Below are 26,304 nucleotides of genomic sequence, written 5' to 3'. Positions count from 1 at the left end.
TTTTGCGCCTGGCAGCCCATCCCGAAAAGGCGCTTGCGCGACCTCTCGTAGATCGTAAACACGTTCTGAGCGCGCGCCCTGCGGCATGGTGCTTGCATGGACCCTGGGTAGACTCACGCCCATCAAGTCGCCAACAGGACACCCACAGGACACGCCGATGGAAATGCCCGCCCACCAACTCAGCATGACGGTGCTCATGACGCCGGACACCGCCAACTTTTCAGGCAAGGTGCACGGGGGCAGCCTGCTCAAGCTGCTCGACCAGGTGGCCTACGCCTGCGCCAGCCGCTACGCCGGCACCTACGCCGTCACGCTCAGCGTCGACCAGGTGGTGTTCCGCCAGCCCATCCACGTGGGCGAAATGGTCACCTTCCTGGCCTCGGTCAACCACACCGGCACCTCGTCGATGGAAATCGGCATCAAGGTGCTGGCCGAGAACATCCGCACCCAGGAGGTGCGCCACGTCAACAGCTGCTTTTTCACCATGGTGGCGGTGGGCGACGACGGCAAGCCCCAGCCGGTGCCGCCGCTGCGCCCGTTTTCGCCCGACGAACGCCGCCGCCACGCGGCCGCCGAACTGCGCAAGACCATGCGCCGCGAGATGGAGCAGCGTTTCGCCGCCATCCGCTGAGCGTCAGTGCGCTTTCAGCGCTGGCGCAGCGCCACCGCGGCGCCCAGTGCCAGCAGCACCGGTCCGGTCCACAGGCCGGCCTCCAGCGTGCCGGCCGCGTCGGCCACCCAGCCGGTCAGCAGCGGGCCGATGGACTGGCCCAATGAAAAAGCGGCCGTCAGCGCGCCCAGGCCGCTGGCCAGGACCGGGGCAGGCAGCGCGCGCTGCGCGGTCACGCTGACCGCCGCCGGGCCGGCCATGAAGCTGGCACCGAACAGCAGGGCCGACAGCACCAGCGCCGGCAACGCCGCCGACAGCAGCACCGGCACCGTGCCCGCCGCCACACACAGGGCCACCACGGCAAAACCGCGTCCGCCCCGTTGCCGGCCCAGCCAGCCGCCCCAGCCGGGGCTGGCCGCCATGGACGCCAGGCCCAGGCCGCAGAAGAACAGCGCCGCCGCCCAGGTGCCCAGGCCCTGCTGGCGCAGCAGCGCCACCACGAAGGTGGTGTAGCCCACGTAGCCGGCGCCATACAGGGCGTTGGCCAGCAGGGTGGGGGCGATGGGGGCCAGGCCCTGCAGGCGCGAAGGCGTGCCGGCGCTGGCCGCCGTGTGTGGACTGCCCGGCAGGCGGAGCGCGGCCCGCATCGCCAGCCAGGCGGCCACGCCGGCCAGCCCGCCCATCACCGTCCAGGCGCTGCGCCAGGCCTCGGGCTCGGGCGACAGCAGCCAGTGCGGCAGGCTGGCGCCGGCGATCACCATGCCCAGGCCGGAGCCGGCGAAATACACGGCCAGCGCGGCGGCGGGCCGCTGCGGCATGGCGCGCGCGGCCAGGGCCGTGCCGAGCACGAAGGCGCAGGCCGTGGCCCAGCCGCCCAGCACACGCACCCCCAGGAACAGGTGCCAGCCGGTGGGCAGGGCACAGGCCAGCAGGCTCAGCGCGCTCAGCCACAGGCTGAGGGTGAAGCAGCGCCGTGTGCCCCAGCGCGCGGCCAGGGGCGAGGCCAGCAGCGCGCCGAGCAGGTAGCCGATGCCGTTGGCGGTGTTGAGCGCACCGGCCTGCGACAGGCTCCAGCCCAGCGACTGCTGCATGCCGGGCAGCAGCAGGGCGTAGGCAAAACGTGAGAACCCCAGCGCCACCAGCGGCGCCAGCGCCAGGCGCAGGGCCAGCGACAGGCCGTCCCAGGCGGGCGCGGGCGCCACGGTGCCCGCGTGTGGCGTCAGCGGCGTGTTCATGCGCCGGGCTTGAAGAGGCCAAGCAGGTCGACGTCGCCGCTGGGTTGTTCGCGGCGCAGCTTGCGTTCGGCGCTCTGCAGGTGGGCGTCCATCAGCTCGCAGGCCAGGTCGCCGTTGCCCGCGGCGATGGCGTCGAGGATGGCCGCGTGTTCCTCGTACGAACACACGTTGCGGCCAGGGGCGTCGTAGAGCGCCTTCATCAGCGTGGTGCGCGCCACCAGGGTGTGCAGGATGTCTTCGAGCTCGCGGTTGCCCAAGGCGCGCGCGGCGGCCACGTGGTACTCGCCCGACAGGCGGATCCAGCGCGAGCGGTCGCCCGACTCGAAGGCCTGCTGCTCGTCCGCCACCAGGGCCCGCAGGCCCACCACGTCACCCGGGCGGGCGCAGGCGCAGAGCCGGCGCACCAGGCCACCTTCGAGCAGGCGGCGCACCTCGAACACCTCGTGCATCTCGGTCTGGCTGGGCTGGGCCACGGCCGCGCCGCGGTTGTGCGCCAGCTCCACCACCTTTTCATTGGCCAGCCGCACCAGCACCCGGCGCAGCAGCGAGCGCGTGACGCCAAAGGCCTCGCACAGCGGCGTCTCCACCAGGCGGGTGCCGGGCGGCAGGCGCTGCGCCAGCACCGCTTCCACGATGGCGTCGTGCACGCGGTTTTCTTCGGCCAACTCGCTGCTGGCGGCATCGGGCTCGACACGGGGTTCGGCGGCGGGGGCGGGGGTCTTTTTGGGGCGGGCCATGGTGAAGAAGCGGTGTGGACGGCGAAATTTTGCCATACGCCGTCGTTGACCGCCACAAAATTCACGTTTATTATGACGATACAAATCATAATTGTGACAAAACGGCAAAACATCGTGATCATCCAAATCGTCAACCCCAACACCTCGGCCGCCATGACGGCCAAGCTGGCGGCCGTGGCCCGCCAGGTGGCGGCGCCGGGCACCGAAGGCCGGGTGCGTGGCTCGGCCAGCGGCCCCGAGTCCATCGAGAGCGCCTTCGACGAGGCGCTGGCCCTGCCCGGGCTGCTGCTGGCCGTGGCCCAGGGCGAGCGCGAGGGCGCGCATGGCCATGTGATCGCCTGTTTCGGCGATCCCGGCCTGGCCGCCGCCCGCGAGCTGGCCCGCGGCCCGGTGCTGGGCATCGCCGAGGCCGCCATGCACGCCGCCACCCTGGTGGCGCCCACGTTTTCGGTGGTCACCACGCTGGAGCGCACCGTGGCCAGCGCGCAGCGGCTGGTGGCGCACTACGGCTTCGAGCGCCAGTGCCGCCGCGTGCGCGCCACCGGCATTCCGGTGCTTGCGCTGGAACACGCGGCCAGCGACGCCGCCTTGTACGCCCGCATCAGCGCCGAATGCGAGCGCGCCCTGGCCGAGGACGGCAGCGGCGCCATCGTGCTGGGCTGCGCCGGCATGGCCGACCTCTGCCAGCGCCTGAGCGACACGCTGCGCGTGCCAGTGATCGACGGCGTGTCGGTGGCCATCAAGCTGGTCGAGGCCCTGGTGGGCGCCGGCCTGGCCACCAGCAAACGCGGCGACTACGCCGCCCCCGAATCCAAGGCCGTGAGCGGCGCGATGGCGGCCTTCGTGCCGCCGCCCGCGCTGGCCCATGCCCTGGCCTGACCTGTTCGTTTCCCCCCACCCCAAGAGGTACTGACCATGAGACAAACCCCCCTGCGCCGCGCCGCCCTGGCCCTCACCCTGTGTCTGGGCGCCCATGCCGCGTCCGCCGCAACGCTGACCTGGTCGGCCAACCTGGACGCCCTGTCCATGGACCCGCACTCGACCAACAACAGCTTCACCAACGCCTTCGTCAGCAACATCTACGAATCGCTGGTGCGCTTCAACGACAAGCTGCAGATCGAGCCGGCGCTGGCGACCTCGTGGAAGGTCGTGAGCCCCACCGTCTGGCGCTTCACGTTGCGCCAGGGGGTCAAGTTCCACAACGGCGAGAGTTTCGACGCCGACGACGTGGTGTTCTCCTGGCAGCGGGTCAACACGCCAGGCTCGCTGGTCAAGGGCAACCTGAGCGACCTCAAGGACGTGCGCAAGGTCGACGCCTTCACGGTCGACGTCGAGACCCACACGCCCATGCCCATCCTGACCAACGAGCTGGTGCAGCTGCTGGTGATGGACAAGGGCTGGTCCGAGGCCAACCGCGCCACCGAGGCCAGCGACCTGCAGAAGCAGAAGGAAAACCACGCCAACCGCAACACGAACGGCACCGGCCCCTTCATGCTCAAGAGCCGCGATGTCGACACCCGCACCGTGCTCACGGCGTTTGCGGGCTGGTGGGACAAGCCGGTGCACAACCTCAGCGACGTCACCTTCATGCCCATCAAGTCGGACGCCACCCGCACGTCCTCGCTGATCAGCGGCAACATCGACGCGGCGGTCAGCGTGCCCTTGCAGGACGTGCCGCGCCTGCAGTCCAGCGGCATCGAGGTGGTGCAGGGCCCCGAGCTGCGCACCATCTTCCTGGGGATGGACCAACAGCGCGACGAGCTGCTCTACAGCGACGTCAAGGGCAAGAACCCGTTCAAGGACCTGCGCGTGCGCAAGGCCGTCTACCACGCCATCGACATCGAGGCCATCAAGCGCTCGGTCATGCGCAACGCCTCCTGGCCATCCGGCACCCTGCTGTCGCCCTACCTCAACGGCTCGCCGGCCGCGCTCAACAAGCGCCTGCTGCCCTACGACCAGGCCGCGGCCAAGAAGCTGCTGGCCGAGGCCGGCTACCCCAACGGCTTCACGGTGGGCATGCAGTGCCCCAACGACCGCTACGTCTACGACGAGGCGATCTGCCTGGCCATGTCGTCCATGCTGGCGCGCGTGGGCATCAAGACCAACCTGATGATCGAACCCACCGCGCGCTGGAGCGTGCGCCTGAACACCAACGACGTGTCCTTCTACATCGTCGGCCACGCCGGCCTGCCGATGGCGGATTCGTATGGCCTGCTCAAGGACGTGGTGCACACCCGCACACAGCGCGAGGGCGCGCTCAACGCCGGGCGCTACTCGAACCCGAAGTTCGACGCCTACCTGCCGCAGATCGCCGCCGAGATCGACCCCGCCAAGCGCAACCGCCTGATCGAGGAGGCCGTGGCCCTGGAGCGTGAGGACGTCTCGCACGTGCCCCTGCACCAGCAGCCCATCACCTGGGCCGCGCGCAAGGGCGTGTCGCTGGCGCAGGCGCCCGACAACCAGCTGCGCCTGTGGCTGGTGCGGGCCCCGGCCAAGTAAGCCTTCCCCTTGTTCAAGGCACATCCCATGTTGCGCTTTCTCGCGGGCCGCCTGGCCAACGGGCTGCTGGTGCTGGCGGTGGTCTCGCTGCTGTCCTTCGGCCTGTTCAACTTCATCGGCGACCCGGTCAACAACCTGGTCGGCGAAAACGCCACGCTGGAGGAAAAGGCGGCCCTGCGCGCGTCGCTCGGGCTGGACCAGCCGCTGCCGCTGCAGTACGCCCGCTTCGTCGGCCGTGCGCTGCAGGGCGAGTTCGGCATGTCCTACCGCAACCTCGAGCCGGTGTCGGCGCTGATCGCCTCGCGCGTGCCGGCCACGCTGGAGCTGGCGCTGGTGGCCGCCGCGCTGGCCCTGTGTGTGGGCATTCCCATGGGCGTCTACAGCGGCATACGGCCGCGCTCGCTGGGCGCGCGTTCGCTGCAGGTGGCCTCGCTGATCGGCATTTCGGTGCCGTCCTTTGTCATCGGCATCGTGCTGATCCTGGTGTTTTCGGTCGGTCTGAACTGGCTGCCGTCCTTCGGCCGCGGCGAGGTCACGGCGCTGGGGCCGTGGAGCACCGGCCTGCTGTCGGCCAGCGGCTGGGCCTCGCTGGTGATGCCGGCCATCACGCTGGCGCTGTTCCAGCTCACGCTGTTCATGCGCCTGACCCGCACGCAGATGATGGAGGTCATGCGGGCCGAGTACATCAAGTTCGCGCGGGCCCGGGGCCTGGCCGAACGCTCGGTGTATTTCCGCCACGCGCTGCGCAACACGCTGATCCCCATCATCACCGTGGCCGGGCTGCAGATCGGCGCCATGATCGCCTTCTCCATCATCACCGAGACGGTGTTCCAGTGGCCCGGCCTGGGCCTGCTGATCATCCAGGCCATCACCTTCAGCGACGTGCCGGTCATCGCCGCCTACCTGTTGCTGATCGCGCTGCTGTTCGTGCTCATCAACACCGTGGTCGACCTGCTGTATTTCGCCGTCGACCCGCGCCTTCGCAGCGCCCACTGAGGAGTCCACCCCATGAACACCCTTGTGGCAGGCGTGCGCCGCCTGCGCCAATCCGATCTCGGCTGGAGCCTGTCGCGCTCGCCTGAGGCCCTGCTGGGCGCCGCCCTGTTGCTGCTCTACGCCGCGCTGGCCCTGCTGGCGCCGTGGATCGCGTCGCAAAATCCTTTCGACCCCGCCGCGCTCGACGTGCTGGACGCGCGCCTGCCGCCGGTGTGGCTGGAGGGCGGCCAGTGGCGCTACCTGCTGGGCACCGACGGCCAGGGCCGCGACCTGGTGTCCGTCATGCTCTACGGCCTGCGCATCTCGCTGCTCGTGGGCCTGGCCTCCACCGCCGTGGCCATGGCCCTGGGCGTGGCGCTGGGCCTGTTGGCCGGCTACAGCGGCGGCCGGCTGGACAAGCTCATCATGAGCGCCGCCGACGTGCAGCTGAGCTTCCCCGCCATCCTGGTGGCGCTGCTGATCGACGGCCTCTCGCGCACGGTGCTGCCGCGCGAGGTGCACGAGCGGCTCTCGCTGCCCATCGTGGTCATGGCCATCGCCCTGGCCAACTGGGTGCAGTACGCCCGCACCGTGCGCGGTGTCACCCTGGTGGAGAAGAACAAGGACTACGTCAACGCCGCGCGCCTGATCGGCATGGGCCGCACGCTCATCCTGTGGCGCCACGTGCTGCCCAACGTGCTGAGCCCGGTGCTGGTGATCGCCACCCTGTCCATCGGCATGGCCGTGCTGACCGAGGCCACGCTGAGTTTCCTCGGCCTGGGCGTGCCGGCCACCTCGCCCTCGCTGGGCACGCTGATCCGCATCGGCAACGAGGTGCTGTTCTCGGGCGAGTGGTGGATCACGGTCATGCCCGGCCTGCTGCTGATCGGCCTGGTGCTGGGTGTCAACCTGTTTGGCGACTGGCTGCGCGACGTGCTCAACCCACGACTGAAATGAGATGGAGACCCACCCCATGAGCACCGCTCCTTTGCTTTCGGTGCGCCACCTGCGCGTCGAGATCCCCACCCGCCACGGTCCGCTGCTCGCGCTCGACGACGTCAGCTTCGACATCGCGCGCGGCGAGATCCTGGGCTGCGTCGGCGAGTCCGGCGCCGGCAAGTCGCTCACCGGCATGGCCGTGATCGGCCTGCTCGACGCGCCGGCCCACGTCGCCAGCGGCAGCATCCACTTCGATGGCCAGCCCATCCACCAGCTGCCACCGGCGCAGATGCGCGCCCTGCGCGGCCGGCGCATCGGCGCCATCTTCCAGGACCCGCTGGTCAGCCTAAACCCGCTGCTGACCGTGGGCGAGCAGCTGACCGAGACCCTGCGCACCCACCTGCCGCTGGACGCCGCGCAGGCGCGCGAACGCGCCATCGACTGGTTGCGCCAGGTCGGCATTCCCTCGCCGGCCGAGCGCATCGACGCCTACCCGCACCAGTTCTCGGGCGGCATGCGCCAGCGCATCGTGATCGCGCTGGCGCTGTGCGCCGAGCCCGACCTGGTGGTGGCCGACGAGCCCACCACCGCGCTCGACGTGTCGGTGCAGGCCCAGGTGCTGGACCTGTTGCGCCGCCTCTGCCAGGAGCGTGGCACGGCGGTGCTGCTGGTCACCCACGACATGGGCGTGATCTCCGAGAACGCCGACCGCGTGGCGGTGATGTACGCCGGCCGTCTGGCCGAGATCGGCCGGGTCGACGACATCGTGCGCCGCCCGCGCCACCCCTACACCCAGGGCCTGATGCGCTCCATCCCGCCGCTGGACCACACGCCCGATCAGCTGCAGCAGATCGACGGCGCCATGCCCCGCCTGACGGCCCGGCCCGAGGGCTGTGCCTTCCACCCGCGCTGCGCCCAGGCCAGCGCGCGCTGCCGCAGCGAACGCCCGGTGGCCGGCCAGGGCGGCCCGGTGGGCGTGGCCTGCTGGCACCCGGTGCAGGGCGTGGCCCTGGAAGCGGAGGCCGCATGAGCACCTCCCCCGTGCTGAGTGTGTCCGGCCTGGCCCGGCACTTCCAGGCCCAGGGCCGCACCGTGCGCGCGGTCGACGGCGTGGGTTTCGAGATTCCGCGTGGCAGCACCTTCAGCCTGGTCGGCGAGTCGGGCTGTGGCAAGACCACGCTGGCCCGCATCGTCGCCGGGCTGGACCGGCCCAGCGCCGGCAGCCTGCGCTTCCAGCCCGACGCCCGGGGCCGGCTGCCGCGGGTGCAGATGGTCTTCCAGGACCCCTACGCCTCGCTCAACCCGCGCTGGCGCATCGGCCGCAGCATCGCCGAGCCCATCGCCTTCCAGCGCCTGCGCCCGGCCGACCAGATCGAGGCCCGCGTGGCCGAGCTGCTGGAGCGGGTGGGCCTGTCGGCCGCCGACGGCCACAAGTACCCGCACGAATTCTCGGGCGGACAGCGGCAGCGGGTGTCCATCGCCCGCGCGCTGGCCGGTGAACCCGACTTCCTGGTCTGCGACGAACCGACCTCGGCGCTGGACGTGTCGGTGCAGGCGCAGATCCTGAACCTGCTCAAGCGCCTCGAGCACGAGGAGGGTCTGACCAGCCTGTTCATCAGCCACAACCTGGCGGTGGTGCGTTTTGTGTCCACCCAGGTGGGCGTGATGTACCTGGGCCGGCTGGTCGAGGTGGCACCCACCGAAACCCTGTTCGCCGCGCCGCGCCATCCTTACACCCAACTGCTGCTGGGCGCCATACCGCGGGTGGGCCAGGGCCGGCGTGCCGCCAGCGTGCCGGCCGGCGACCTGCCCAGCCCGCTGGCGCCGCCGCCGGGCTGCAGCTTCCACACCCGCTGCCCGCTGGCGGCCGAGGTCTGCCGCACCGAGGTGCCGCAGCTGCGCACCCTGCCCGACGGCGCCGCCGTGGCCTGCCACGCGGTCGGCGCAGCGGCCCAGCCCGTGCGTTTCCTGGCCCGCGCGGCCTAGGCAAAGCACCCCAACCGTTTCACACTTCCTTTCATCCGAACCGCTTCAGGATTGCCCATGACCCCCATTGACCTGCTGATCGACAACGGCACCGTGATCACCATGGACCCGCAACGCCGCGTGCTGGAGAACGCCTCCGTGGCCGTGACCGGCGACCGCATCGTGGCCGTCGGCCCGGCCGACGAGCTGCGCGCGCGCTACCAGCCGCGCCAGACCATCAACGCCCACCGCAAGGCCGTGCTGCCCGGTCTCATCGACAGCCACGCCCACGCCGGCCACGCCCTGCTGCGCACCATGGGCACGGGCGGCGCGCCCGGCGCCTGGATGGCGGCCGCCCAGCAGATCTACACCTCGGCCTCGGACGAACACTTCTGGCATGCCGAGGCCGCGCTGACGGCGCTGGAGAAGGTCAAGGCCGGCGTCACCACCGGTGTCTCGCTGTTCGGCGGTGGCGACTCCATCATGCGGGTCGACGACCCCAAGTACGCCCGCGCCCACTGCGACGCCATCGAACGCGCCGGCACCCGCGCGGTGCTGGCGGTCGGGCCCTCGCGCCCGCCCATGCCGCGCCGCTACACCGACTGGGCCAGCGAGCCGCCGCGCGAGACCGAGATCGACGCCGACACCATGATTGCGGTGTGCGAGGCCATCGTGCGGGAGAACCACGGCCGTGCCGATGGCCGCGTGTCCATCGCCGTGAGCCTGCCGGTGTTCGCCCCCATGCACGAAGAAGGGCACCACGCGCTGCGCGCGCAGTTCGAGCGCCAGGCCACCGACGGCGCGGCGCTGGCGCGTCGCCACGGCCTGGGGCTGACGCAGGACGGCCACCGCAACGGCACCATCGAGCTGGCGCGCGAGTTGGGCCTGCTGGGCGCGCGTTCCTACATGTCGCACAGCATCGATCTGACCGAGGCCGACATGCGCGCCGCGCTGGAGACCGGCACCAGCATCGTGCACAACCCCAGCGCCATCATGTCCATCCGCGGCCGCTGCCCGGTGCCCGAACTGATCGACCTCGGCGTCAACGTCGTGATCGGCTCCGACGGCGCCGCGCCCGACCGCGGCTACGACATGTTCCGTCACATGTTCCAGTGCATGCACTACCACCGCCGCCACTTCCGCGACGCCGACGTGCTGCCGCACGGCAAGGTGCTGGAGATGGTGACCATCGACGCTGCAAAGGCCTTGGGCCTGGCCGACGAGATCGGTTCGCTGGAGGTCGGCAAGAAGGCCGACATCGTGCTGGTCGACCTGTTCAAGCCCCACCTGATGCCGCTCAACATGCCGGTGCTGCGCGTGACCAGCTTCGCCAACGCCGCCGACGTGGACACCACCATCGTCAACGGCCGCGTGCTGATGACCGGCCGCCAGGTGCTGGGCATCGACGAGGCCGAGGTGATGGAAGAGGCCCAGGTGGCCTGCGACCGCATGTTGGAGCGCAGCGGCCTGCGCCACCTGACCGATGCCCCGGCGCGCCTGTGGGGCGCCGCGCATTATTGATACCCCCCCGCGCCGCCTTCGGCGTCACCCCCCAAGGGGGCGATGCCAGCCGACCGGCGGAGCCGGATCGGCGGCATCCCCGGCTTGGAACGCTTCATGCGTTGCGGGTTGCGCGCCGGAGCGGTGGCGGTACGCCTACCTTCTTTTTTTGAACTTGCTTTTGGACATCCCATGACCTCCATTCATCGCTCTCCTTCGCTGCGCCGCGCCTTCTTGGCCGCCGCCTGTGCCCTGCCGTTCGCCGCCGCGTTGCCGGCCCAGGCCCAGGCCTGGCCGGGCAAACGCCCCATCACCCTGGTGGTGGGTTTTCCGGCGGGCGGCAGCGCCGACATGATCGCCCGCACCATCGCCGAACCCATGGCCAAGAAGCTGGGCACGCCGGTGGTGATCGAGAACATCAGCGGCGCGGCCGGCACCATCGCCGGGCAGAAGGTCGTCAACGCCGCGCCCGACGGCCACACCCTGTTCATGGCCTCGGGCAGCGAGATCGTGATCGCCGGCCTGTTCAACCCGGCGGTCAAGTACCAGGGCGAACGCGACTTCACCGCCATCGGCACCATCGGCGACGTGCCCCTGGTGCTGGTGGCCAGCCCGGCCAGCGGCCTGAAGAACCTGCAGGACGTGCTCAACCGCGCCAAGAAGGACGGCGGTGGCCTGAGCTACGCGTCCTCGGGCGTGGGCACGGTGCTGCACGTGGCCGGTGAACTGCTCAACCAGAAGGCCGGCACCCAGATCACCCACGTGCCCTACCGTGGCGCGGCCCAGATGGCGGTGGACATCGGTGGCGGCAACCTGGAGCTGGCCTTTTTCATGACGCCCACGGCCATCCCGCACATCGAGTCGGGCAAGATGGTGGCGCTGGGTGTGACCACGGCCGGGCGCTCGCGCGCCGCGCCGCAAATCGCGCCGCTGGGCGACACGCCGGCGCTCAAGGGTTTTGATGTCAGCCTGTGGAACGGCCTGTTCGGCCCTGCCAAGATGCCGCCGGCCGTGGTGGCGCGCCTCAACCAGGTGCTCAACGAGGTGCTGCGCGAACCCGAGGTGTGGCAGAAGCTGCAGAAGGCCGGCGTCGAAACCCAGGGCGGCACGCCGCAGGCGCTGAGCCAGCGCGTGCGCGATGAGGTGGTGCGCGTGAAGGCGGTGGCCCCGACCACCATGAAATCCAGCAGCTGAAGCCACAGACGCCGGAGCGGCTTTGCGCTAGCCTTGGCGCATGAGTCCTTCACCGCCACCGGTTCCGCGCGCGCTGCTGCCGGTGCTGGTGCTGTCGCAATTCGCCGGCACCTCGCTCTGGTTCGCCGTCAACGCGGTCATGCCCGACCTGCAGCGCGAGCTGGGCTGGCCCCTGTCCGACCTGGGGCCGCTGACCTCGGCCCTGCAGCTGGGCTTCATCGCCGGCACGCTGGTGTTCGCGCTGCTGGCCATCGCCGATCGTTTTCCACCGCGACGGGTGTTCCTGTGCTGCGCGCTCGCGGGCTCGGCCTGCACCGTGGGCGCCTGGGCCTGGGTGCGCGACGCGCAGGCCCTGATGGCCTGGCGCCTGGCGACCGGTTTTTTCCTCGCCGGCATCTACCCGGTGGGCATGAAGATCGCCGCCCAGTGGTACCGCCAGGGCCTGGGCACGGCCCTGGGTCTGCTGATCGGCGCGCTGGTGCTGGGTTCGGCCAGCGCCCATGCCCTGCGCGCGCTGGGGCAGGCCCTGCCCTGGGACGCCATCATGCTGGGTGTGGCCGCGCTGGCGGCGGCCGGCGGGGTGTTGCTCTACACCTGCACGGCGGACGCTCCGGTCGTCGCCGCACGACCCAGCCAGCTGCAGTGGCGGGCGCTGGCCGTGGTCTGGACCGACCGGCGCGTGCGCAGCTCGGTGCTGGGCTACTTCGGTCACATGTGGGAGCTCTACACCTTGTGGGTGCTGGTGCCGGTCATCCTGGCCACGCGACTGCAGGGCGCGGCGCTGTCGTGGTCGGCCTTCGTGGTGGTGGGCGCGGGCGCCCTGGGCTGTGTGGTGGGCGGCTACCTGGCGCCGCGTTTCGGCAGCGCCCGGGTGGCCGCCGTGCAACTGGCCACCAGCGGCCTGTGCTGCCTGCTCGCACCCTGGGCGCTGGACGCGCCGACGTCGCTGTTCGCCTTGTGGCTGCTGGTCTGGGGCATCACCGTGGCGGGCGACTCGCCCCAGTTCTCCACCCTGACCGCGCGCAACGCGCCGCTTGCCCAGGTCGGCAGCGTGCTGACGCTGACCAACAGCCTGGGTTTTGCCATCTCGATTGCCAGCATCCTGCTCATGGTCTGGCTGGCCGAACGGCTGGGCCTGGCCGCGGTGCTGCCCTGGCTGGCGGTGGGGCCGGCGCTGGGCCTGCTGGCCTTGTGGCCGCTGGTGCGTGAAGGGGTTTGAAGGTTGCGCAGGCAACCATCAGGGCAAACACCTAGTTGCATGCGCAACTAAAATTCGCTACAGTCCGGGGGTCGTTCGCGGGCGTTTCATGAGGCTTGGCGGGCGCCGTTCCCGTCCCGTCCTGTCGAAAGTGCCCATGTCTTTGCTCTCCGTTTTTGCACGCCGTGCCGCCACTCTGGCCCTGACCCTGTCCGGCGCCGCCGCCCTGGCGCAGGCCTACCCGAACCGCAACATCGAGTGGGTCGTGCCTTACCCCGCCGGTGGCGGCACCGACCTCGTGGCGCGCACCCTGGGCCAGGCCATGGGCGATGTGCTCGGCAAGCAGCCGGTCATCATCAACAAGCCCGGCGCGGCCACCAACATTGGCGCCGACTACGTGGCCCATGCCAAGGCCGACGGCTACGTCATCATGTCGGCCGACACCGCCACGCTGGCCGCCAACCCCTTCATCTACAGCAAGCTGAGCTACAGCGCCGAGAAGGACTTCGCGCCCATCGGCCTGACCGTGCGTTTCCCCATGATCCTGGTCGTCAACCCCGAGGTGCCGGCCAAGAACCTCAAGGAACTCGGCGCCTGGCTCAAGGCACAGGCCAACGCCGCCAACTACGCCACGCCGGGCGCCGGCAGCCCGCACCACCTGGCGTCCGAGTTGTTCCGCGAGATGGCCGGTGTGAAGCTCACCCACGTGCCCTACCGCGGCGCGGCGCCGGCCGTGCAGGACGTGGTGGCCGGCCAGGTGCCCATGATGTTTGTCGACACCGCCAGCGGCTACCAGTTCATCAACACCGGCAAACTGCGGCCCATCGGCATCGCCAGCCCCAAGCGGGTCAAGAACTTCGAGAGCATCCCGACGCTGGACGAACAGGGCCTCAAGGGTTTCGAGGCCTACGCCTGGCAGGGCCTGGTGGCGCCGGCCGGCACGCCGGCCGAGGTGATCGCCACGCTCAACAAGGCCTTGTTGGCCGCGCTGGAGACCACGCCGGTGAAGGCGCGCCTGCAGGTGCTGGGCCTGGAAGCCACGCCCAGCTCGCCCGCGCAGATGGCCAGCTACGCCGCCCGCGAACGCGCCAAGTGGGGCCAGGTCATCAAGGCCAGCGGCATCCGCGCCGACTGAGCTGACCCCCCGCGCCGCTTCGCGTCACCCCCCAGGGGGCGCACCAGCCGTCTGGCGGAGCCAGCCCGGCGGTGCCCCGCTCACCCACAAAGGCACGCCTCCCCATGCACCAGCCCACCGCCGAACCCCGTCCGTCCATCTACTACCAGTACCAGGTGTTCCAGCCCTGGCTGCCGTCCGAACACGCTGAAGCCCAGCACCACCCGGTGGCCATCGTAGGCGCCGGCCCGGCCGGCATGGTGACCGCGCTGGAACTGGCGCGCCACGGCGTGCGCAGCGTGGTGCTCAGCGCCGAGCGCCAGCTCTCGCAGGGCAGCCGCGCCATCGTCTTCACGCGCCGCAGCATGGAAATCCTGCAGCAGGTGGGCGTGGCCGAGCGCATGACCGAGGGCGGCCTGCCCTGGCGCTTCGGCAATTCCTACTACCGGGGCCAGCGCGTGTTCCGCATGGAGGCACCCCACGACGCCGACGACCGCTTCTTCCCCATGCTCAACGTGCAGCAGCAGTACATGGAGGAATACCTGCACGAGGCCTGCCAGGCCAGCCCGCTGATCGATTTCCGCTGGGGCAACAAGGTGGTGTCGGTCGAGCAGAGCGCCGACGCGGCGACGGTGCAGGTGGACACGCCCGAAGGCCCCTACACGCTGACGACCGATTGGCTGGTGGCCGCCGACGGCGGGCGTTCGCCGATACGCACGGCCATGAACCTGCAGATGGAAGGCGCGTCCTACGAAGGCTTCTTCGTCATCGCCGACATCAAGATCGACCTGCCGCTGCCGACCGAACGCCTGGCCTACTTCGACCCCGAGTGGAACCCCGGCAACACCATCCTGATGCACCGCGAGCCCCACGGCATCTGGCGCGTGGACTACCAGCTGCCGCCCGGCGAAACACCCGAAGAGGCGCTGCGCCCCGAGTCGCTCCAGGCCCGCATCGATGCGCAGCTGGCCATGATCGGTTTCGCCGGCACGCCCTGGGAGATGGACTGGTCCTCGGTCTATTCGGCCCGCACCCTGACCCTGCCCGACTACGTGCACGGGCGGGTGATCTTCACCGGCGACGCCGCCCACCTGCTGCCCATCTTCGGCGTGCGCGGCGCCAACACCGCCTTCCAGGACGCGCAGTCGCTGGGCTGGCACCTGGCCCTGGTGGCCAAGGGGGTGGCCCACCGCCGGCTGCTGGCCAACCACAGCGCCGAGCGTGTCGGCGCGGCGCGCGAGATCATCGACGAGGCCGGCAAGAGCACCCGCTTCATGGCGCCGCCCAGCGCCGGCTTCCGCCTGCTGCGCGACGCCGTGCTGTCGCTTTCGCTCACGCAGGACTTCGTGCGCCCGCTCTACCACTGGCGCACCTCGCGGCCCCACGCCTACAGCCACTCCGTGCTCAACAGCAGCGGCGACGACAACGCGCTGTTCACCGCCGGCCCGGCCCACGGCGCGCCGCCGCAGAACATCCGCCTGGGCGCGGACGACTTCCTGCTCGACCACCTGGGCGGCGGTTTCGACCTCCTGTATTTCACCGAAGACGCGGCCGTGCCCGCGCCGCTGCTGGCCGTGGTCAAGGAGGCCCGCGCACGTGGCGTGCCGCTGAAGCTGATTGCGGTCGGGGCCGACACACCGGTGGCCGGCGCCGACCTCACGCTGGCCGACGCCAGTGGCCACTTCCGCCAGCGCTACGGCGTCCTGGCCAGCGGTGGCGCCTACCTGCTGCGGCCCGACCAGCACGTGTGCGCGCGCTGGCTCACGCTGGACGCCACCCGCCTGAAGGCCGCCCTGGTGGCCGCACTGCCCCAATGAAGGACACCACCATGACCGCTTCCACCACCGGACTGACCCTCCCCGGTCTGGAGACCGCCTACGACACCCTGGCCCTGGCCATCGACCAGGCCGGCCCCGAGAAGGCGCCGCTGTTCCTGGTCAAGCTCGCCCTGCTCAACGCCCAGGCGCTGGGCGACGCGCAACGGTTTGGCGAGCACATCGCCGACGCCTTGCGCGATCTCTGAATTTCCCGTGCAATCACCTTTATTGAAGGAGACTCCCATGCTGGTTCAACAAGTCCACCACGTCGCCTACCGCTGCATCGACGCCAAACAGACCGTCGAGTGGTACGAAAAAAACCTCGACATGAAATTCGTGCTGGCCATCGCCGAGGACGAGGTGCCCTCGACCAAGGCGCCCGACCCCTACATGCACGTGTTCCTGGACGCCGGGCAGGGCAACATCCTGGCCTTCTTCGAGCTGCCCAGCCAGCCGCCCATGGACCGCGACCGCAACACCCCCGCCTGGGTGCAGCACCTGGCGCTCAAGGTCGACTCGGTGGACACCCTGATCGCCACCAAGGCCCGCCTGGAGGCCGCCGGCATCGAGGTGCTGGGTCCGACCGACCACACCATCTTCAAGAGCATCTACTTCTTCGATCCCAACGGCCACCGCCTGGAGCTGGCGGCCGACACCGCCACGCCCGAGATGATGCGCAAGCTCGACGAGGTCAAGCGCGAGATGCTGGACGAGTGGAGCCGCACCAAGAAGGCGCCCAAACACGCGGCCTGGATGCACGACGGCAGCATGGCGAGCTGAACCATGGCCTGGCTCAACGAAACCCACGACCCCGCGCTGCGCAGCTGGCTGGCCTCGGCCAACGCCGCTGCATGTGATTTCCCCATCCAGAACCTGCCGTTTGCGGTGTTCCGCCGGCAGGGCAGCAACGAGGCCTTCCGTGGCGGGGTGGCCATTGGCGACCAGATCGTCGACCTCGCCGCCCTGGCCCAGACCACGCTGCTCAGCGGCGAGGCCCAGCAGGCGGCTCGCGCCGGCGCGGCGTCCAGGCTCAACGCCCTGATGGCCCAGGGCCCGGCGGCCTGGAGCGCGCTGCGCCTGGCGCTCTCGCGCCTGCTGCGCGAAGGCGCCGCCCACCAGGCCGAGGTCCAGGCCTGCCTGGTGCCGCAGGCGGTGGCGGAATTCGACGTCCCTGCACAGATCGGCGACTACACCGACTTCTACACCTCGGTCCACCACGCCACCAACATCGGCAAACAGTTCCGCCCCGACAACCCGCTGCTGCCCAACTACAAGTGGGTGCCCATCGGCTACCACGGCCGGGCCTCCAGCATCGTGGTCTCGGGCCACGCCTTCCCGCGTCCCAAGGGCCAGGTCAAGGCGCCCGATGCCGACGCCCCCGTGCTGGCCGCCAGCCAGCGCATGGACATCGAGCTGGAGCTGGGCGTGTTCATCGGCACCGGCAACGCCCTGGGCGACGCCGTGCCCATCACCGAGGCCGAGGCCCACGTGTTCGGCATCTGCCTGCTCAACGACTGGTCGGCGCGCGACTTGCAGGGCTGGGAATACCAGCCGCTGGGGCCCTTCCTGTCCAAGAACTTCGCCTCCACCATCTCGCCCTGGATCGTGACGCTTGAAGCGCTGGCGCCTTACCGCGTGCCCTTCGTCCGCCCGGCCGACGACCCCCAGCCGTTGCCCTACCTGGACAGCGAAGCCAACCGCGCGGGCGGTGCCTTCGACATCCAGCTGCAGGTGGGCCTTCAGACGGCGCAGATGCGCCAGGCCGGCGAACAGGACGCCAGCATCAGCCGCACCAGCTACCGCCACGCCTACTGGACGCTGGCGCAGATGGTGACCCACCACACCATCAACGGCTGCAACCTGCAGCCGGGCGATTTGCTGGGCACCGGCACCTTGTCGGGACCGACGCTGGACCAGGCCGGCGCGCTGATCGAGCTGACCCAGGGTGGCAAGAACCCGGTGCGGCTGCCCAACGGCGAGACCCGCACCTTCCTGCTCGACGGCGACGCCGTGGTGCTGCGCGGCTGGTGCGAACAGCCGGGTGCGGCGCGCGTGGGCTTTGGCGAATGCTGGGGCACGGTGCTGCCCGCGAAGTGATATCGCCGCGCTCCGCATAATGGCGCCGAGGGCCCGCTGCGGGTCCAGGGGGAAGGCGTCAGATGAACGAGCAACAGGCCAGGGCGGTGCTCCTGGTCAAGGCGATTGAAACGGCCCCGTCCGGGGGCACGTTCCTGAGCGAAGCGCAGCGCGACCTGGCCACGGCCGCGGCGCTGTCCGCCGCCCCGCGTCCGGCGTCCGATGCCCGCCGCCGGGACTGGACCGAGGCCTTCATCGCCCGCCGCGCCGAACGGCTGCAGCAGGACGCCCTGGCGCACCAGCCACGCCTGCAGGCCCTGCTGGCGGGTGGGCCGCTGATGGTGCTGTGGCGCGTGGGCCTGCCGCTGCTGGGGCTGCTTGCCGGCCTGCTGGCCGAGTTCTGGGTCTCGCCCGGTGCCATCGATCTGCTCTCGCCCGCCTTGTGTCTGTTCCTAGGCTGGAACCTGCTGGTCTTCGCCGGCCTGGCCGTGGCCGCCGTGTCGGGCCTGCTGCGGGGCCCGGCTTCGGTGTCCTGGGTGGGCGCCACGCTGGCCCGGCTGGCCTGGCCCAGTCGCTGGTCACAAGGCCTGCTGGGCATCTCGCGCCAGTTCCAGCGCGACTGGATGCGCCTGGCTGGCCCGGCCACCGCGGCCCGCCTGGTGGCCACGCTGCACCTGGCCGCGGCCCTGTGTGCGCTGGGCATGGTGGGCGCCTTGCTGTTCAAGGGCTTCTTCACCGAATTCCGTGTCGGCTGGCAAAGCCAGTGGCTGGACGCGCGGCAGATGCACCTGCTGTTGTCCACCGTGGGCCAGTGGGTGGGCGCGGCGCCCTTCAGCCTGGAGGACATGCTGCGCCTGGAGCGTGGCGTGGCCGCCACCAAGGCCGACGGCAGCCTCTGGGCCGGGTGGTGGAGCCGCCTGCTGCTGCTCGGCGTGGCCTTGCCCCGGCTGGTGCTGGCGGGCCTGTCGGTCTGGCGGGCGCGGCGCCACGCCCGCCGCCTGCACCTCGATCTGTCCGATCCCTACTTCGTGCGCTTGCTGGCCGAGCACGGCGGCCCCGGCACCTGTGTGCTGGTGCTGCCCTACAGCCTCAGCCCCACGCCGGCGCAGCAGCAGGGCCTGGCGGCGGCGGTGCGCGCCAGCTTCGGCGCCTCGGCCACGCTGCGGCTGCTGCCCGGCACCGCCTACGGCGACGCGCCCGCGCCGCTGCCCGCGCCCGAGCGGGACCGGCCCCAGCAGCCCGTCGCGCTGTTCAGCCTCGCCGCGACGCCGGAACGCGAAACCCATGGTGCTTTTGTGCAGCAATTGCAACGCCAGGTGCCCGGCGGGCTGGCCGTCTGGCTGGACAGCAGCGGCCTGAGCGCCCACCTGGCCGACGGCGTGCGTGGCGCGCGCCTGGCCGAACGTGAGGCGCTGTGGCGCGATTTTCTGGGCGCTTACGCGGTGAGCGTGCGGGTCTGCCACCTGGAGCCTGTGCATGACGCCGCCTGAACCGGTCACCCTCCAGCTCTGCCTGGTCTCGCACACCAACGTCGGCAAGACCACGCTCACCCGCACCCTGCTGGGTGCCGAGGTGGGCGAGGTGCGCGACGCCGCCCACGTGACCCAGCAGGCCGAGGCCCACACCCTGTTGCACACGGACGCCGGTGACCGCCTGCTGTGGTGGGACACCCCCGGCCTGGGCGATTCCGCCCGCCTGCACCGCCGGCTCAGCCAGGCCGGCAACCCGCTGGGCTGGTTTCTCTCCCAGGTGTGGGACCGTTTCCGCGACCCCAGCTTCTTCCTGAGCCAGCGCGCCATGTTGAACGCGCGCGACCACGCCGATGCCGTGCTCTACCTCGTCAACGCCAGCGAGGCGCCGCAGGACGCCGGCTACCTGGCGCCGGAGCTCAAGATTCTGGGCTGGATGGGCAAGCCGGTGCTGGTGCTGCTCAACCAGCTCGGTGCGCCGGGCGAGGCCGGGCACCAGGCCGCCGAACTGGCGCGCTGGCAGCGGCACCTGCAGCCCTTCGCGTGGGTGCGTGCGGTGCTGCCGCTGGACGCCTTCAGCCGCTGCTGGGTGCAGGAAGACGCCTTGTTCCAGGCCCTGGGGCCCTGTCTGCCGGCGCACCAGCAGGCCGGACACCAGCGCCTGGTGGAGCGGTGGTGGCAGGTCCAGCTCGCACGCTTGGCGCGCGCCATGACGGCCATGGCGCAGGCGCTGTTGCGTGCCGCTGAAACGCAGCAGGGCGCGGCCGATGGCCTGGCCGACGCGCTGGCCCGGCGCGTGGCCGAGGGGCAGGCGGCCCTGACCCGGGACCTGCTCGACCTGCATGGCCTGCACGGCGAAGCCGGCCGCCCGCACTGGCAGTCGCTGCAGCGCTCGCTGCTGACGCTCAAGACACCCACCCAGGTGGCCCACGTGGGGCTGCTGGGCGCCATCACCTCGGGCGCGGCCACCGGCCTGGGGGCCGATCTGCTGGCCGGTGGTCTGTCCATGGGGGCCGGCGCGGTGGTCGGCGCCGTGGTGGGAGCCGTGACCTTTGCCGGCGCCGCGCTGGCGGCCAACCGGCTGCGTGGCGTCGACGTGCCCAGCGCACGCCTGTCCCTGGTGGCCTGGCGGGAGCTGGTGGAGGTGGCCCTGCTGACCTACCTCGCGGTGGCGCATTTTGGGCGCGGGCGCGGTGATTTTGTCGACGACGGCGCGCCCGCCGACTGGCGGGGCGTGGTGCGGGCGGTGGTGGACGCCCAGGCCACCGAGCTGGCCGCCTGCCACGCCGACATGGACGATCCGCTGGATGGCGCCGATGTTGCCGAGCGGCTGGCCACGCTGCTGGGCAACCTGGCCTTGCGCGCGCTCAAGCACCTGTACCCGACGATGGACCTGCGCACCGCGCAGCGCGGGCTGGCGCAGGCCAGGAGCGAGCTGTCGGGCTGATTGCCGTCAGCCGGCAGCCGTGCCGGCCTTGGGCGCATGGGGCGTGGGCGCCGCAAAACGCCGCGTCACGTGGCCCGACATGTTGCGGGCCAGTTCCTCGTCGCTGAAGAACACCGTGCCCAGGCCCTGCTGGCGCAGCAGGGCCGACTCGTCGTCGTTGTGGGCGCGCAGCACCACCTCGATGCCCCCGTTCAGCGTGCGCGCGGTGGCCACCATCTGGCCCACCTGCAGCGGATCGCCCACGGTGAGCACCAGCATGGCGGCCTGCGCGATGTGGGCCTGGACCAGCACGGTCGCATCGGTGGCGTCACCGGTCACGGCGGCCAGGCCCTGTTGGCGCAGCGCCTCCACGCGCTCGCGGTTCTGGTCCACCACCACGAAGGGGATGCCGTGCTGGCGCAGTTCGGCCGCCACGCGCTGGCCCACCCGGCCGTGCCCGACCAGCACCACCTGGCCGCTGAGGTAGGCGTGGTCGGTCGACTGCGGCAGTTCGGCCAGCGGGTCGTCGCGCATCTCCATGCGACGCGCCCAGGCCGAGCGCCTGAGCAAGCTCTGGCGCAGCGGCTCCAGCACATGGAACAACGCGGCGTTGGCGGCGATGGAAATCAGGGCGCCGGCAAGCACCAGGCTCTGGCCCTCGGGGGGCAGCAGGCCAAGCGACACGCCCAGCGCGGCCAGGATGAAGGAGAACTCGCCGATCTGGGCCAGGCTGGCGCCCACCGTCAGCGCGGTGTTGAGCGGGTAGCGGAACAGCAGCACCAGGGCCACCGCGGCCAGCGTCTTGCCGAACAGGATGATCAGCACCACCGCCAGCAGCTTCAGCGGCTCGGCCCAGATCACCGAAGGCTCGAACAACATGCCCACCGAGACGAAGAACAGCACGGCGAAGGCATCGCGCAGCGGCAGGGATTCGTCGGCCGCGCGGTGGCTGAACTCGGACTCGCGCATCATCATGCCGGCGAAGAAGGCGCCCAGCGCGAAGGACACATCGAACAGCTTGGCCGCGCCAAAGGCCACGCCCACGGCCACCGCCACCACACACAGGGTGAACAGCTCCTGCGAGCCGGTGCGCGAAACCCACCACAGCAGGCGCGGCAGCAGGCGCCGGCCCAGCACCAGCATCACCAGCAGGAAGGCCGTGACCTTGGCCAGCGTCAGGCCCACGGTCTGCCACAGCGCGCCGCCGGCGGCCGGTGCCCCCTGGTCGGCCGACAGCACGCCGGCCAGAGCAGGCAGCAGCACCAGGACCAGCACCATGACCAGGTCCTCCACCACCAGCCAGCCCACCGCGATCTGCCCATTGACCGACTGCAGCAGCCCGCGCGCCTCCAGCGCGCGCAGCAGCACCACCGTGCTGGCCACCGACAGGCACAGGCCGAACACCACGGCCGCGCCCAGCGACCAGCCCCACCACAGCGACAGGCCGGCGCCCAGCAGGGTGGCCACGGCGATCTGCACCACCGCGCCTGGGACGGCGATGCGTTTGACCGCCATCAGGTCGTCGAGCGAGAAATGCAGGCCGACACCGAACATCAGCAGCATCACGCCGATCTCGGCCAGCTGGCCGGCCAGGCCCACGTCGGCCACGAAGCCTGGCGTGGCCGGGCCGATGACGATGCCGGCCAGCAGGTAGCCCACCAGCGGGGGCATCTTCAATTGCGCGGCCAGCAGCCCGAAGACCAGGGCCAGCCCGAAGCCTGCGGCGATGGTGGCGATGAGGCTGATGTCGTGCGGCATGGGGGGTCTCAGTTTTCCATCGCGCCGGAGCGCGACCCGCGACGCATGAAACGGTCGAACCGGGGGACACCGCCGGGCCGGCTCTGAAGGACGGCTGGTGTCGCCCCTTGAGGGGGATGCGGCCACGCGCAGCGGGCAAGCAACGGGGTGGACGGTTTCACTTCAGGGCACCAGCGACAGGAACAGGAAGGCGGCGAACAGCACCAGGTGGACCGCGCCCTGCATGACGTTGGTGCGACCCGAGGCCAGGGTGATGGCGCTGACCAGGAAGGTCAAGGTCAGCAGCACCACGTCCTTGGTCGACAGGCCCAGCACCAGGGGCAAGTCCAGCCACACGGCCACCACCACCACCGCCGGGATGCTCAGGCCGATGCTGGCCAGCGCCGAGCCCAGGGCCAGGTTCATGCTGGTCTGCAGGCGGTCGGCACGCGCCGCGCGCACGGCGGCCCAGGTCTCGGGCAGCAGCACCAGCAGGGCGATGGCGATGCCGATCACCGCCTCGGGCGCGCCGGCGGCGGCCACCGCCGACTCGATGGTGGGCGAGAGCTGTTTGGCCAGCCCCACCACCGACACCAGGGCCACGATCAGCAGGCCAAAGCTGGCCCAGGCCTGGGGCGCGGTGGGCGGGGTGGCGTGTTCATGTTCGTTGTCCGCGCCCTGGGTCGGCAGGAAATAGTCGCGGTGACGCACCGTCTGCACGAAGACGAACACGCCCCACAGGGCCAGCGAGGCGACGGCCACGAAGCTCAGCTGCGACACGGTATAGGCCCCGCCGGGTGCGCTGGTGGTGTAGACCGGCAGCACCAGCACCAGGCCGGCCAGGGCCACCAGCGCGGCCAGGGCCGAATTGGCACCCGCGACGTGAAAGCTCTGTTCGTGGTGGCGCAGGCCGCCCACCAGCAGGCAGATGCCGACCACGCCGGTGCAGATGATCATGACCGCCGAGTAGACGGTGTCGCGCGGCAGCGTGGCCTTGTCGGCGCCGCCGGCCAGCATCATGGAGACGATCAGCGCCACCTCGATCACGGTGATGGCCACGGCCAGCACCAGGGTCCCGAAGGGTTCGCCCACTTTGTGGGCCACCACCTCGGCGTGGTGCACGGCGGCGATGACGGCGGCCATCAGGCCAATGGCACAGGCGCTGGCCAGCAGCGGGCCGATGGTGAACTGGAGCGAGCCGGCCAGAAGGGCGGCGGCGACGAAGGGCACGGCGGAGGCCCACAAGGGCATGGCGGGTCCTTTCAGCAAGGGGTGGATCAGCTGCCCGTGGACAGCGCGGTATCCCCTGATGATCGCAGGTTGTGGGTGCGCGTTCCCGGTCCGTGGGGTCAGCCGGGCACGTCGGCGGCCAGGGCGTGTGACAGCGCGACGTTGAAGGCCGTTGCCCGCTCGTATTGGGCCCAGTGGCCGGCGTCCGCCAGCCACGCCAGCGACTGGAAACGGGGCGCCCGGGCCAAGGCCTGGGGCACGCTGTCGCGGCGCCCGCGGTAGAGCGCGTCCTCGGCGCCCCAGATGCCCCACAGCGGGGCCTGTACCCCGGGCAGGGTGCGCAGCAGCAGGTCGGTCTGCGAGAGCCGGCGCCGCTTCATGCGGCGGTGTTCGCGTTTCAGGTTGTGGGTGTGCTGCGCCAGCGCGATGTCGTCGATCGTGCCCGGGTCGTGCACCATGAGCTGGGCCAGGTTGTGCCGCAGCACGGCCTCGCGCGTCGGGCCGGGCGGCACGTGCGACCACATGCGCAGGTCCAGCACCGGCGGGGGATCGGTGCTCAGCGACGGAGCGCCCACCAGCACCAGGCGGCGCACCCGCTGCGGCCACTGCGCCGCCAGCAGGCCGGCCACCATGCCGCCGAAGGAAAAACCCACCAGGTCCACCGGCCGCGCGCCGAGCAGGGCCGACAGCCCCGCCTCGATCAGCGGCGGCATGGCGTCGGCGTCGTGGCCTTCGGGCGGCGGGTCCGAATCGCCGAAGCCGGGCAGGTCGGGCGCCAGCACCTGGTGGCCCGCCGCCACCAGCGGCGCGATGTTGCGCAGCCAGTGGGTCCAGCTGCCCGAGCCGCCATGCAGCAACACCACCGGCGCGCCCTGGCCCCACAGGTGCCAGACGACGTGGCCATCGCCACAGGGCGTGGTCGCGCGCGTGGCGGCGGCCCGGAGGTGTTGGGCGTCTTCGGAGGTCAGGACCTGGGTGGGCAATGTGGGGGTGTGCGGCATGGTGTGCGGGCGGCGGGGCGAACGCCATCGTAGCCACTCGTCGCCGATGGACGTTTTTGACGCAGGTTTTGATTGCGCATCTATGCTGATGATATGTATACTGACGATTAACCCAACCACAACGGAGACATGTCCATGGCGGAGAGCGTTTCACAGCAACCGGTGCTCGTGGCCGGCGGCGGCATCGGCGGGCTGGCCACCGCGCTGGCCCTGGTGCGCCAGGGCTTTCAGGTCAAGGTGCTGGAGCAGGCGGCCGAACTCGGCGAGATCGGGGCTGGCATCCAGCTCGGCCCCAACGCCTTCCACGCGTTCGACGCGCTGGGCATCGGCGAGCGCGCCCGTGGCCGCGCCGTCTACACCGACCACATGGTCATGCACGACGCCATCGACGAGTACCAGGTGGGCTTCATACCCACCGGTGAGGCCTTCCGCCAGCGTTTTGGCAACCCCTATGCCGTGATCCACCGGGCCGACGTGCACCTGTCGCTGTTTGAAGGCGCACAGGCCAGCGGCCAGGTCGAGTTCCTGACCTCCACCCGGGTCGAGCGCATCGAACAGGACGCCCAGGGCGTGACGGTGTTCGACCAGCACGGCACCGCCCACCGGGGCCAGGCGCTGATCGGCGCCGACGGCGTCAAGTCGGTGGTGCGCCAGCAGTACGTGGGCGACCCGGCGCGGGTGACCGGCCATGTCGTGTACCGAGCCGTGGTCGACAAGGCCGACTTCCCCGTCGACCTGCAGTGGAACGCCGCCAGCATCTGGGTCGGCCCCAACTGCCACCTGGTGCACTACCCGCTGCGCGGCGGCGAACAGTACAACGTGGTCGTGACCTTCCACAGCCGCCAGCAGGAAGAATGGGGCGTGACCGACGGCAGCAAGGCCGAGGTCGAGAGCTACTTCCAGGGCATCTGCCCGCGCGCCCGCCAGCTGATCGAGCTGCCCAAGAGCTGGCGCCGCTGGGCCACCGCCGACCGCGAGCCCATCGCCCAGTGGACCTATGGCCGCGTGACCCTGCTGGGCGACGCTGCGCACCCGACCACGCAGTACATGGCGCAGGGCGCGTGCATGGCCATGGAAGACGCCGTGACGCTGGGCGAAGCCCTGCGGGTGTGCCACAAGGACTGGACGCAGGCGCTGGACCTCTACCAGCGTTCGCGGGTGGCGCGCACCGCCCGCATCGTGCTGAGCTCGCGCGAGATGGGCCGCATCTACCACGCCCAGGGCGTGGAGCGCCTGGTGCGCAACGAACTGTGGCGCGGCCGTTCGGCCGAGCGCTTCTACGACGCCATGGAGTGGCTGTACGGCTGGAACGTCAACAACTGCCTGGCCGCCTGAGTCCCCCAAGGAGACACCGATGACCCACCCTGATCTCGCCCTGGGCCGCCTCGAAGACCTGCCCGCCAGCTACGTGGACGCGCTCAAGGCGCAGAACCTCGTGCCCCTGTGGCCCAGCCTGCGCGCCGTGCTGCCCCCCAGCGTGCCCACCCGCCAGACCCGCGCCACCCACTGGGCCTACAGCGCCATCCGCCCGCTGCTGCTGCAGGCCGGCGAACTCACCCCGATTGAGAAAGCCGAGCGCCGG

Annotated in this window: 23 protein-coding genes and 1 pseudogene; 19 read left to right on the top strand and 5 right to left on the bottom strand. The window is 70.8% G+C overall.

What is annotated here, in order from left to right; translation table 11 throughout:
• The first annotated feature begins 157 nt into the window (after nt 1–157).
• Nucleotides 158–631, top strand: coding sequence for an acyl-CoA thioesterase (locus tag AAHB17_RS22090; RefSeq protein WP_342133153.1), 474 nt, complete (start codon nt 158–160; stop codon nt 629–631).
• 14 nt (nt 632–645) lie between these two features.
• On the opposite strand, the gene AAHB17_RS22085 is transcribed toward AAHB17_RS22090, so the two are convergent.
• Nucleotides 646–1,845: a YbfB/YjiJ family MFS transporter gene (locus AAHB17_RS22085; protein ID WP_342133151.1), complete on the bottom strand. Its 1,200-nt coding sequence runs from the start codon at nt 1,843–1,845 to the stop codon at nt 646–648.
• Complete coding sequence (locus AAHB17_RS22080) at nt 1,842–2,582, bottom strand: GntR family transcriptional regulator (RefSeq protein ID WP_342133150.1); 741 nt, start codon at nt 2,580–2,582, stop codon at nt 1,842–1,844. The genes AAHB17_RS22085 and AAHB17_RS22080 overlap by 4 nt, the downstream gene beginning before the upstream one ends.
• 114 nt (nt 2,583–2,696) lie before the next feature.
• Between AAHB17_RS22080 and AAHB17_RS22075 the strand changes: the two genes are divergently transcribed.
• From AAHB17_RS22075 to AAHB17_RS22000, 16 genes are all read left to right on the top strand, one after another.
• Entirely contained in the window at nt 2,697–3,461 is a 765-nt protein-coding gene (locus AAHB17_RS22075; protein ID WP_342133148.1) for an aspartate/glutamate racemase family protein, read from the top strand.
• Between the two features lie 36 nt (nt 3,462–3,497).
• Nucleotides 3,498–5,081 (top strand): ABC transporter substrate-binding protein, encoded by a 1,584-nt coding sequence (locus AAHB17_RS22070; protein WP_342133147.1) that lies wholly within the window; start codon nt 3,498–3,500, stop codon nt 5,079–5,081.
• A 27-nt stretch (nt 5,082–5,108) separates the two neighbouring features.
• Entirely contained in the window at nt 5,109–6,077 is a 969-nt protein-coding gene (locus AAHB17_RS22065) for an ABC transporter permease (RefSeq protein ID WP_342133145.1), read from the top strand.
• Nucleotides 6,078–6,089: 12 nt separating this feature from the next.
• The gene (locus AAHB17_RS22060) at nt 6,090–7,013 is read left to right on the top strand and encodes an ABC transporter permease (RefSeq protein ID WP_342133144.1); all 924 of its coding nucleotides are present in this window, start codon (nt 6,090–6,092) and stop codon (nt 7,011–7,013) included.
• A 16-nt stretch (nt 7,014–7,029) separates the two neighbouring features.
• Nucleotides 7,030–8,025, top strand: coding sequence for an ABC transporter ATP-binding protein (locus AAHB17_RS22055; protein WP_342133143.1), 996 nt, complete (start codon nt 7,030–7,032; stop codon nt 8,023–8,025).
• Nucleotides 8,022–8,981 carry an ABC transporter ATP-binding protein gene (locus AAHB17_RS22050; RefSeq protein ID WP_342133141.1) on the top strand — a complete coding sequence of 320 codons (960 nt, stop codon included), beginning with the start codon at nt 8,022–8,024 and terminating at the stop codon, nt 8,979–8,981. The genes AAHB17_RS22055 and AAHB17_RS22050 overlap by 4 nt, the downstream gene beginning before the upstream one ends.
• Before the next feature lie 57 nt (nt 8,982–9,038).
• Nucleotides 9,039–10,481 (top strand): amidohydrolase family protein, encoded by a 1,443-nt coding sequence (locus AAHB17_RS22045; protein ID WP_342133139.1) that lies wholly within the window; start codon nt 9,039–9,041, stop codon nt 10,479–10,481.
• 171 nt (nt 10,482–10,652) lie between these two features.
• Nucleotides 10,653–11,654 carry a Bug family tripartite tricarboxylate transporter substrate binding protein gene (locus AAHB17_RS22040; RefSeq protein ID WP_342133137.1) on the top strand — a complete coding sequence of 334 codons (1,002 nt, stop codon included), beginning with the start codon at nt 10,653–10,655 and terminating at the stop codon, nt 11,652–11,654.
• A gap of 40 nt (nt 11,655–11,694) precedes the next feature.
• Nucleotides 11,695–12,873: an MFS transporter gene (locus AAHB17_RS22035; protein ID WP_342133135.1), complete on the top strand. Its 1,179-nt coding sequence runs from the start codon at nt 11,695–11,697 to the stop codon at nt 12,871–12,873.
• A 136-nt stretch (nt 12,874–13,009) separates the two neighbouring features.
• Nucleotides 13,010–13,987 carry a Bug family tripartite tricarboxylate transporter substrate binding protein gene (locus AAHB17_RS22030; RefSeq protein ID WP_342133133.1) on the top strand — a complete coding sequence of 326 codons (978 nt, stop codon included), beginning with the start codon at nt 13,010–13,012 and terminating at the stop codon, nt 13,985–13,987.
• 104 nt (nt 13,988–14,091) lie between these two features.
• Nucleotides 14,092–15,783, top strand: coding sequence for an FAD-dependent monooxygenase (locus AAHB17_RS22025; RefSeq protein ID WP_342133131.1), 1,692 nt, complete (start codon nt 14,092–14,094; stop codon nt 15,781–15,783).
• An 11-nt stretch (nt 15,784–15,794) separates the two neighbouring features.
• The gene (locus tag AAHB17_RS22020; protein WP_342133130.1) at nt 15,795–15,989 is read left to right on the top strand and encodes a DUF2783 domain-containing protein; all 195 of its coding nucleotides are present in this window, start codon (nt 15,795–15,797) and stop codon (nt 15,987–15,989) included.
• A 37-nt stretch (nt 15,990–16,026) separates the two neighbouring features.
• Nucleotides 16,027–16,563 (top strand): VOC family protein, encoded by a 537-nt coding sequence (locus AAHB17_RS22015; RefSeq protein WP_342133128.1) that lies wholly within the window; start codon nt 16,027–16,029, stop codon nt 16,561–16,563.
• A 3-nt stretch (nt 16,564–16,566) separates the two neighbouring features.
• The gene (gene fahA / locus AAHB17_RS22010; protein WP_342133127.1) at nt 16,567–17,880 is read left to right on the top strand and encodes a fumarylacetoacetase; all 1,314 of its coding nucleotides are present in this window, start codon (nt 16,567–16,569) and stop codon (nt 17,878–17,880) included.
• A gap of 62 nt (nt 17,881–17,942) precedes the next feature.
• On the top strand, nt 17,943–19,349 hold the full coding sequence (locus AAHB17_RS22005) for a DUF2868 domain-containing protein (RefSeq protein ID WP_342133126.1): 1,407 nt from the start codon (nt 17,943–17,945) through the stop codon (nt 19,347–19,349).
• A complete protein-coding gene (locus tag AAHB17_RS22000) occupies nt 19,336–20,775 on the top strand; it encodes a GTPase domain-containing protein (protein ID WP_342133125.1) in 1,440 nt (479 codons plus the stop codon). The genes AAHB17_RS22005 and AAHB17_RS22000 overlap by 14 nt, the downstream gene beginning before the upstream one ends.
• Before the next feature lie 6 nt (nt 20,776–20,781).
• On the opposite strand, the gene ybaL is transcribed toward AAHB17_RS22000, so the two are convergent.
• The 3 genes from ybaL to AAHB17_RS21985 all read right to left on the bottom strand — a co-directional run bounded on the left by ybaL (nt 20,782) and on the right by AAHB17_RS21985 (nt 24,722).
• The gene (ybaL, locus tag AAHB17_RS21995) at nt 20,782–22,512 is read right to left on the bottom strand and encodes a YbaL family putative K(+) efflux transporter (RefSeq protein ID WP_342133124.1); all 1,731 of its coding nucleotides are present in this window, start codon (nt 22,510–22,512) and stop codon (nt 20,782–20,784) included.
• 162 nt (nt 22,513–22,674) lie between these two features.
• Complete coding sequence (locus AAHB17_RS21990; protein ID WP_342133123.1) at nt 22,675–23,742, bottom strand: calcium:proton antiporter; 1,068 nt, start codon at nt 23,740–23,742, stop codon at nt 22,675–22,677.
• Nucleotides 23,743–23,840: 98 nt separating this feature from the next.
• Complete coding sequence (locus AAHB17_RS21985) at nt 23,841–24,722, bottom strand: alpha/beta fold hydrolase (RefSeq protein WP_342133122.1); 882 nt, start codon at nt 24,720–24,722, stop codon at nt 23,841–23,843.
• A 135-nt stretch (nt 24,723–24,857) separates the two neighbouring features.
• Between AAHB17_RS21985 and AAHB17_RS21980 the strand changes: the two genes are divergently transcribed.
• Entirely contained in the window at nt 24,858–26,057 is a 1,200-nt protein-coding gene (locus AAHB17_RS21980) for a 3-hydroxybenzoate 6-monooxygenase (protein WP_342133121.1), read from the top strand.
• A gap of 19 nt (nt 26,058–26,076) precedes the next feature.
• Nucleotides 26,077–26,304 (top strand): annotated as a pseudogene (locus AAHB17_RS21975) (cupin domain-containing protein); the annotation flags it as partial.

Source organism: Hydrogenophaga sp. OTU3427 (assembly GCF_038440225.1).
GTDB lineage: Bacteria > Pseudomonadota > Gammaproteobacteria > Burkholderiales > Burkholderiaceae_C > Hydrogenophaga.
This window is presented reverse-complemented; position numbering and strand designations above follow the sequence as displayed.

What these genes read in the sequence shown, in the direction of transcription:
- fahA (WP_342133127.1), top strand. Translation starts at nt 16,567, where the DNA reads ATGGCCTGGCTCAACGAAACCCACGACCCCGCGCTGCGCAGCTGGCTG.
- AAHB17_RS21980 (WP_342133121.1), top strand. Translation starts at nt 24,858, where the DNA reads ATGGCGGAGAGCGTTTCACAGCAACCGGTGCTCGTGGCCGGCGGCGGC.
- AAHB17_RS22090 (WP_342133153.1), top strand. Translation starts at nt 158, where the DNA reads ATGGAAATGCCCGCCCACCAACTCAGCATGACGGTGCTCATGACGCCG.
- AAHB17_RS21990 (WP_342133123.1), bottom strand. Translation starts at nt 23,742, where the DNA reads ATGCCCTTGTGGGCCTCCGCCGTGCCCTTCGTCGCCGCCGCCCTTCTG.
- AAHB17_RS22015 (WP_342133128.1), top strand. Translation starts at nt 16,027, where the DNA reads ATGCTGGTTCAACAAGTCCACCACGTCGCCTACCGCTGCATCGACGCC.
- AAHB17_RS22050 (WP_342133141.1), top strand. Translation starts at nt 8,022, where the DNA reads ATGAGCACCTCCCCCGTGCTGAGTGTGTCCGGCCTGGCCCGGCACTTC.
- AAHB17_RS22060 (WP_342133144.1), top strand. Translation starts at nt 6,090, where the DNA reads ATGAACACCCTTGTGGCAGGCGTGCGCCGCCTGCGCCAATCCGATCTC.
- AAHB17_RS21985 (WP_342133122.1), bottom strand. Translation starts at nt 24,722, where the DNA reads ATGCCGCACACCCCCACATTGCCCACCCAGGTCCTGACCTCCGAAGAC.
- AAHB17_RS22030 (WP_342133133.1), top strand. Translation starts at nt 13,010, where the DNA reads ATGTCTTTGCTCTCCGTTTTTGCACGCCGTGCCGCCACTCTGGCCCTG.
- AAHB17_RS22025 (WP_342133131.1), top strand. Translation starts at nt 14,092, where the DNA reads ATGCACCAGCCCACCGCCGAACCCCGTCCGTCCATCTACTACCAGTAC.
- AAHB17_RS22080 (WP_342133150.1), bottom strand. Translation starts at nt 2,582, where the DNA reads ATGGCCCGCCCCAAAAAGACCCCCGCCCCCGCCGCCGAACCCCGTGTC.
- AAHB17_RS22045 (WP_342133139.1), top strand. Translation starts at nt 9,039, where the DNA reads ATGACCCCCATTGACCTGCTGATCGACAACGGCACCGTGATCACCATG.
- AAHB17_RS22035 (WP_342133135.1), top strand. Translation starts at nt 11,695, where the DNA reads ATGAGTCCTTCACCGCCACCGGTTCCGCGCGCGCTGCTGCCGGTGCTG.
- AAHB17_RS22005 (WP_342133126.1), top strand. Translation starts at nt 17,943, where the DNA reads ATGAACGAGCAACAGGCCAGGGCGGTGCTCCTGGTCAAGGCGATTGAA.
- ybaL (WP_342133124.1), bottom strand. Translation starts at nt 22,512, where the DNA reads ATGCCGCACGACATCAGCCTCATCGCCACCATCGCCGCAGGCTTCGGG.
- AAHB17_RS22040 (WP_342133137.1), top strand. Translation starts at nt 10,653, where the DNA reads ATGACCTCCATTCATCGCTCTCCTTCGCTGCGCCGCGCCTTCTTGGCC.
- AAHB17_RS22065 (WP_342133145.1), top strand. Translation starts at nt 5,109, where the DNA reads ATGTTGCGCTTTCTCGCGGGCCGCCTGGCCAACGGGCTGCTGGTGCTG.
- AAHB17_RS22070 (WP_342133147.1), top strand. Translation starts at nt 3,498, where the DNA reads ATGAGACAAACCCCCCTGCGCCGCGCCGCCCTGGCCCTCACCCTGTGT.
- AAHB17_RS22000 (WP_342133125.1), top strand. Translation starts at nt 19,336, where the DNA reads ATGACGCCGCCTGAACCGGTCACCCTCCAGCTCTGCCTGGTCTCGCAC.
- AAHB17_RS22055 (WP_342133143.1), top strand. Translation starts at nt 7,030, where the DNA reads ATGAGCACCGCTCCTTTGCTTTCGGTGCGCCACCTGCGCGTCGAGATC.
- AAHB17_RS22020 (WP_342133130.1), top strand. Translation starts at nt 15,795, where the DNA reads ATGACCGCTTCCACCACCGGACTGACCCTCCCCGGTCTGGAGACCGCC.
- AAHB17_RS22085 (WP_342133151.1), bottom strand. Translation starts at nt 1,845, where the DNA reads ATGAACACGCCGCTGACGCCACACGCGGGCACCGTGGCGCCCGCGCCC.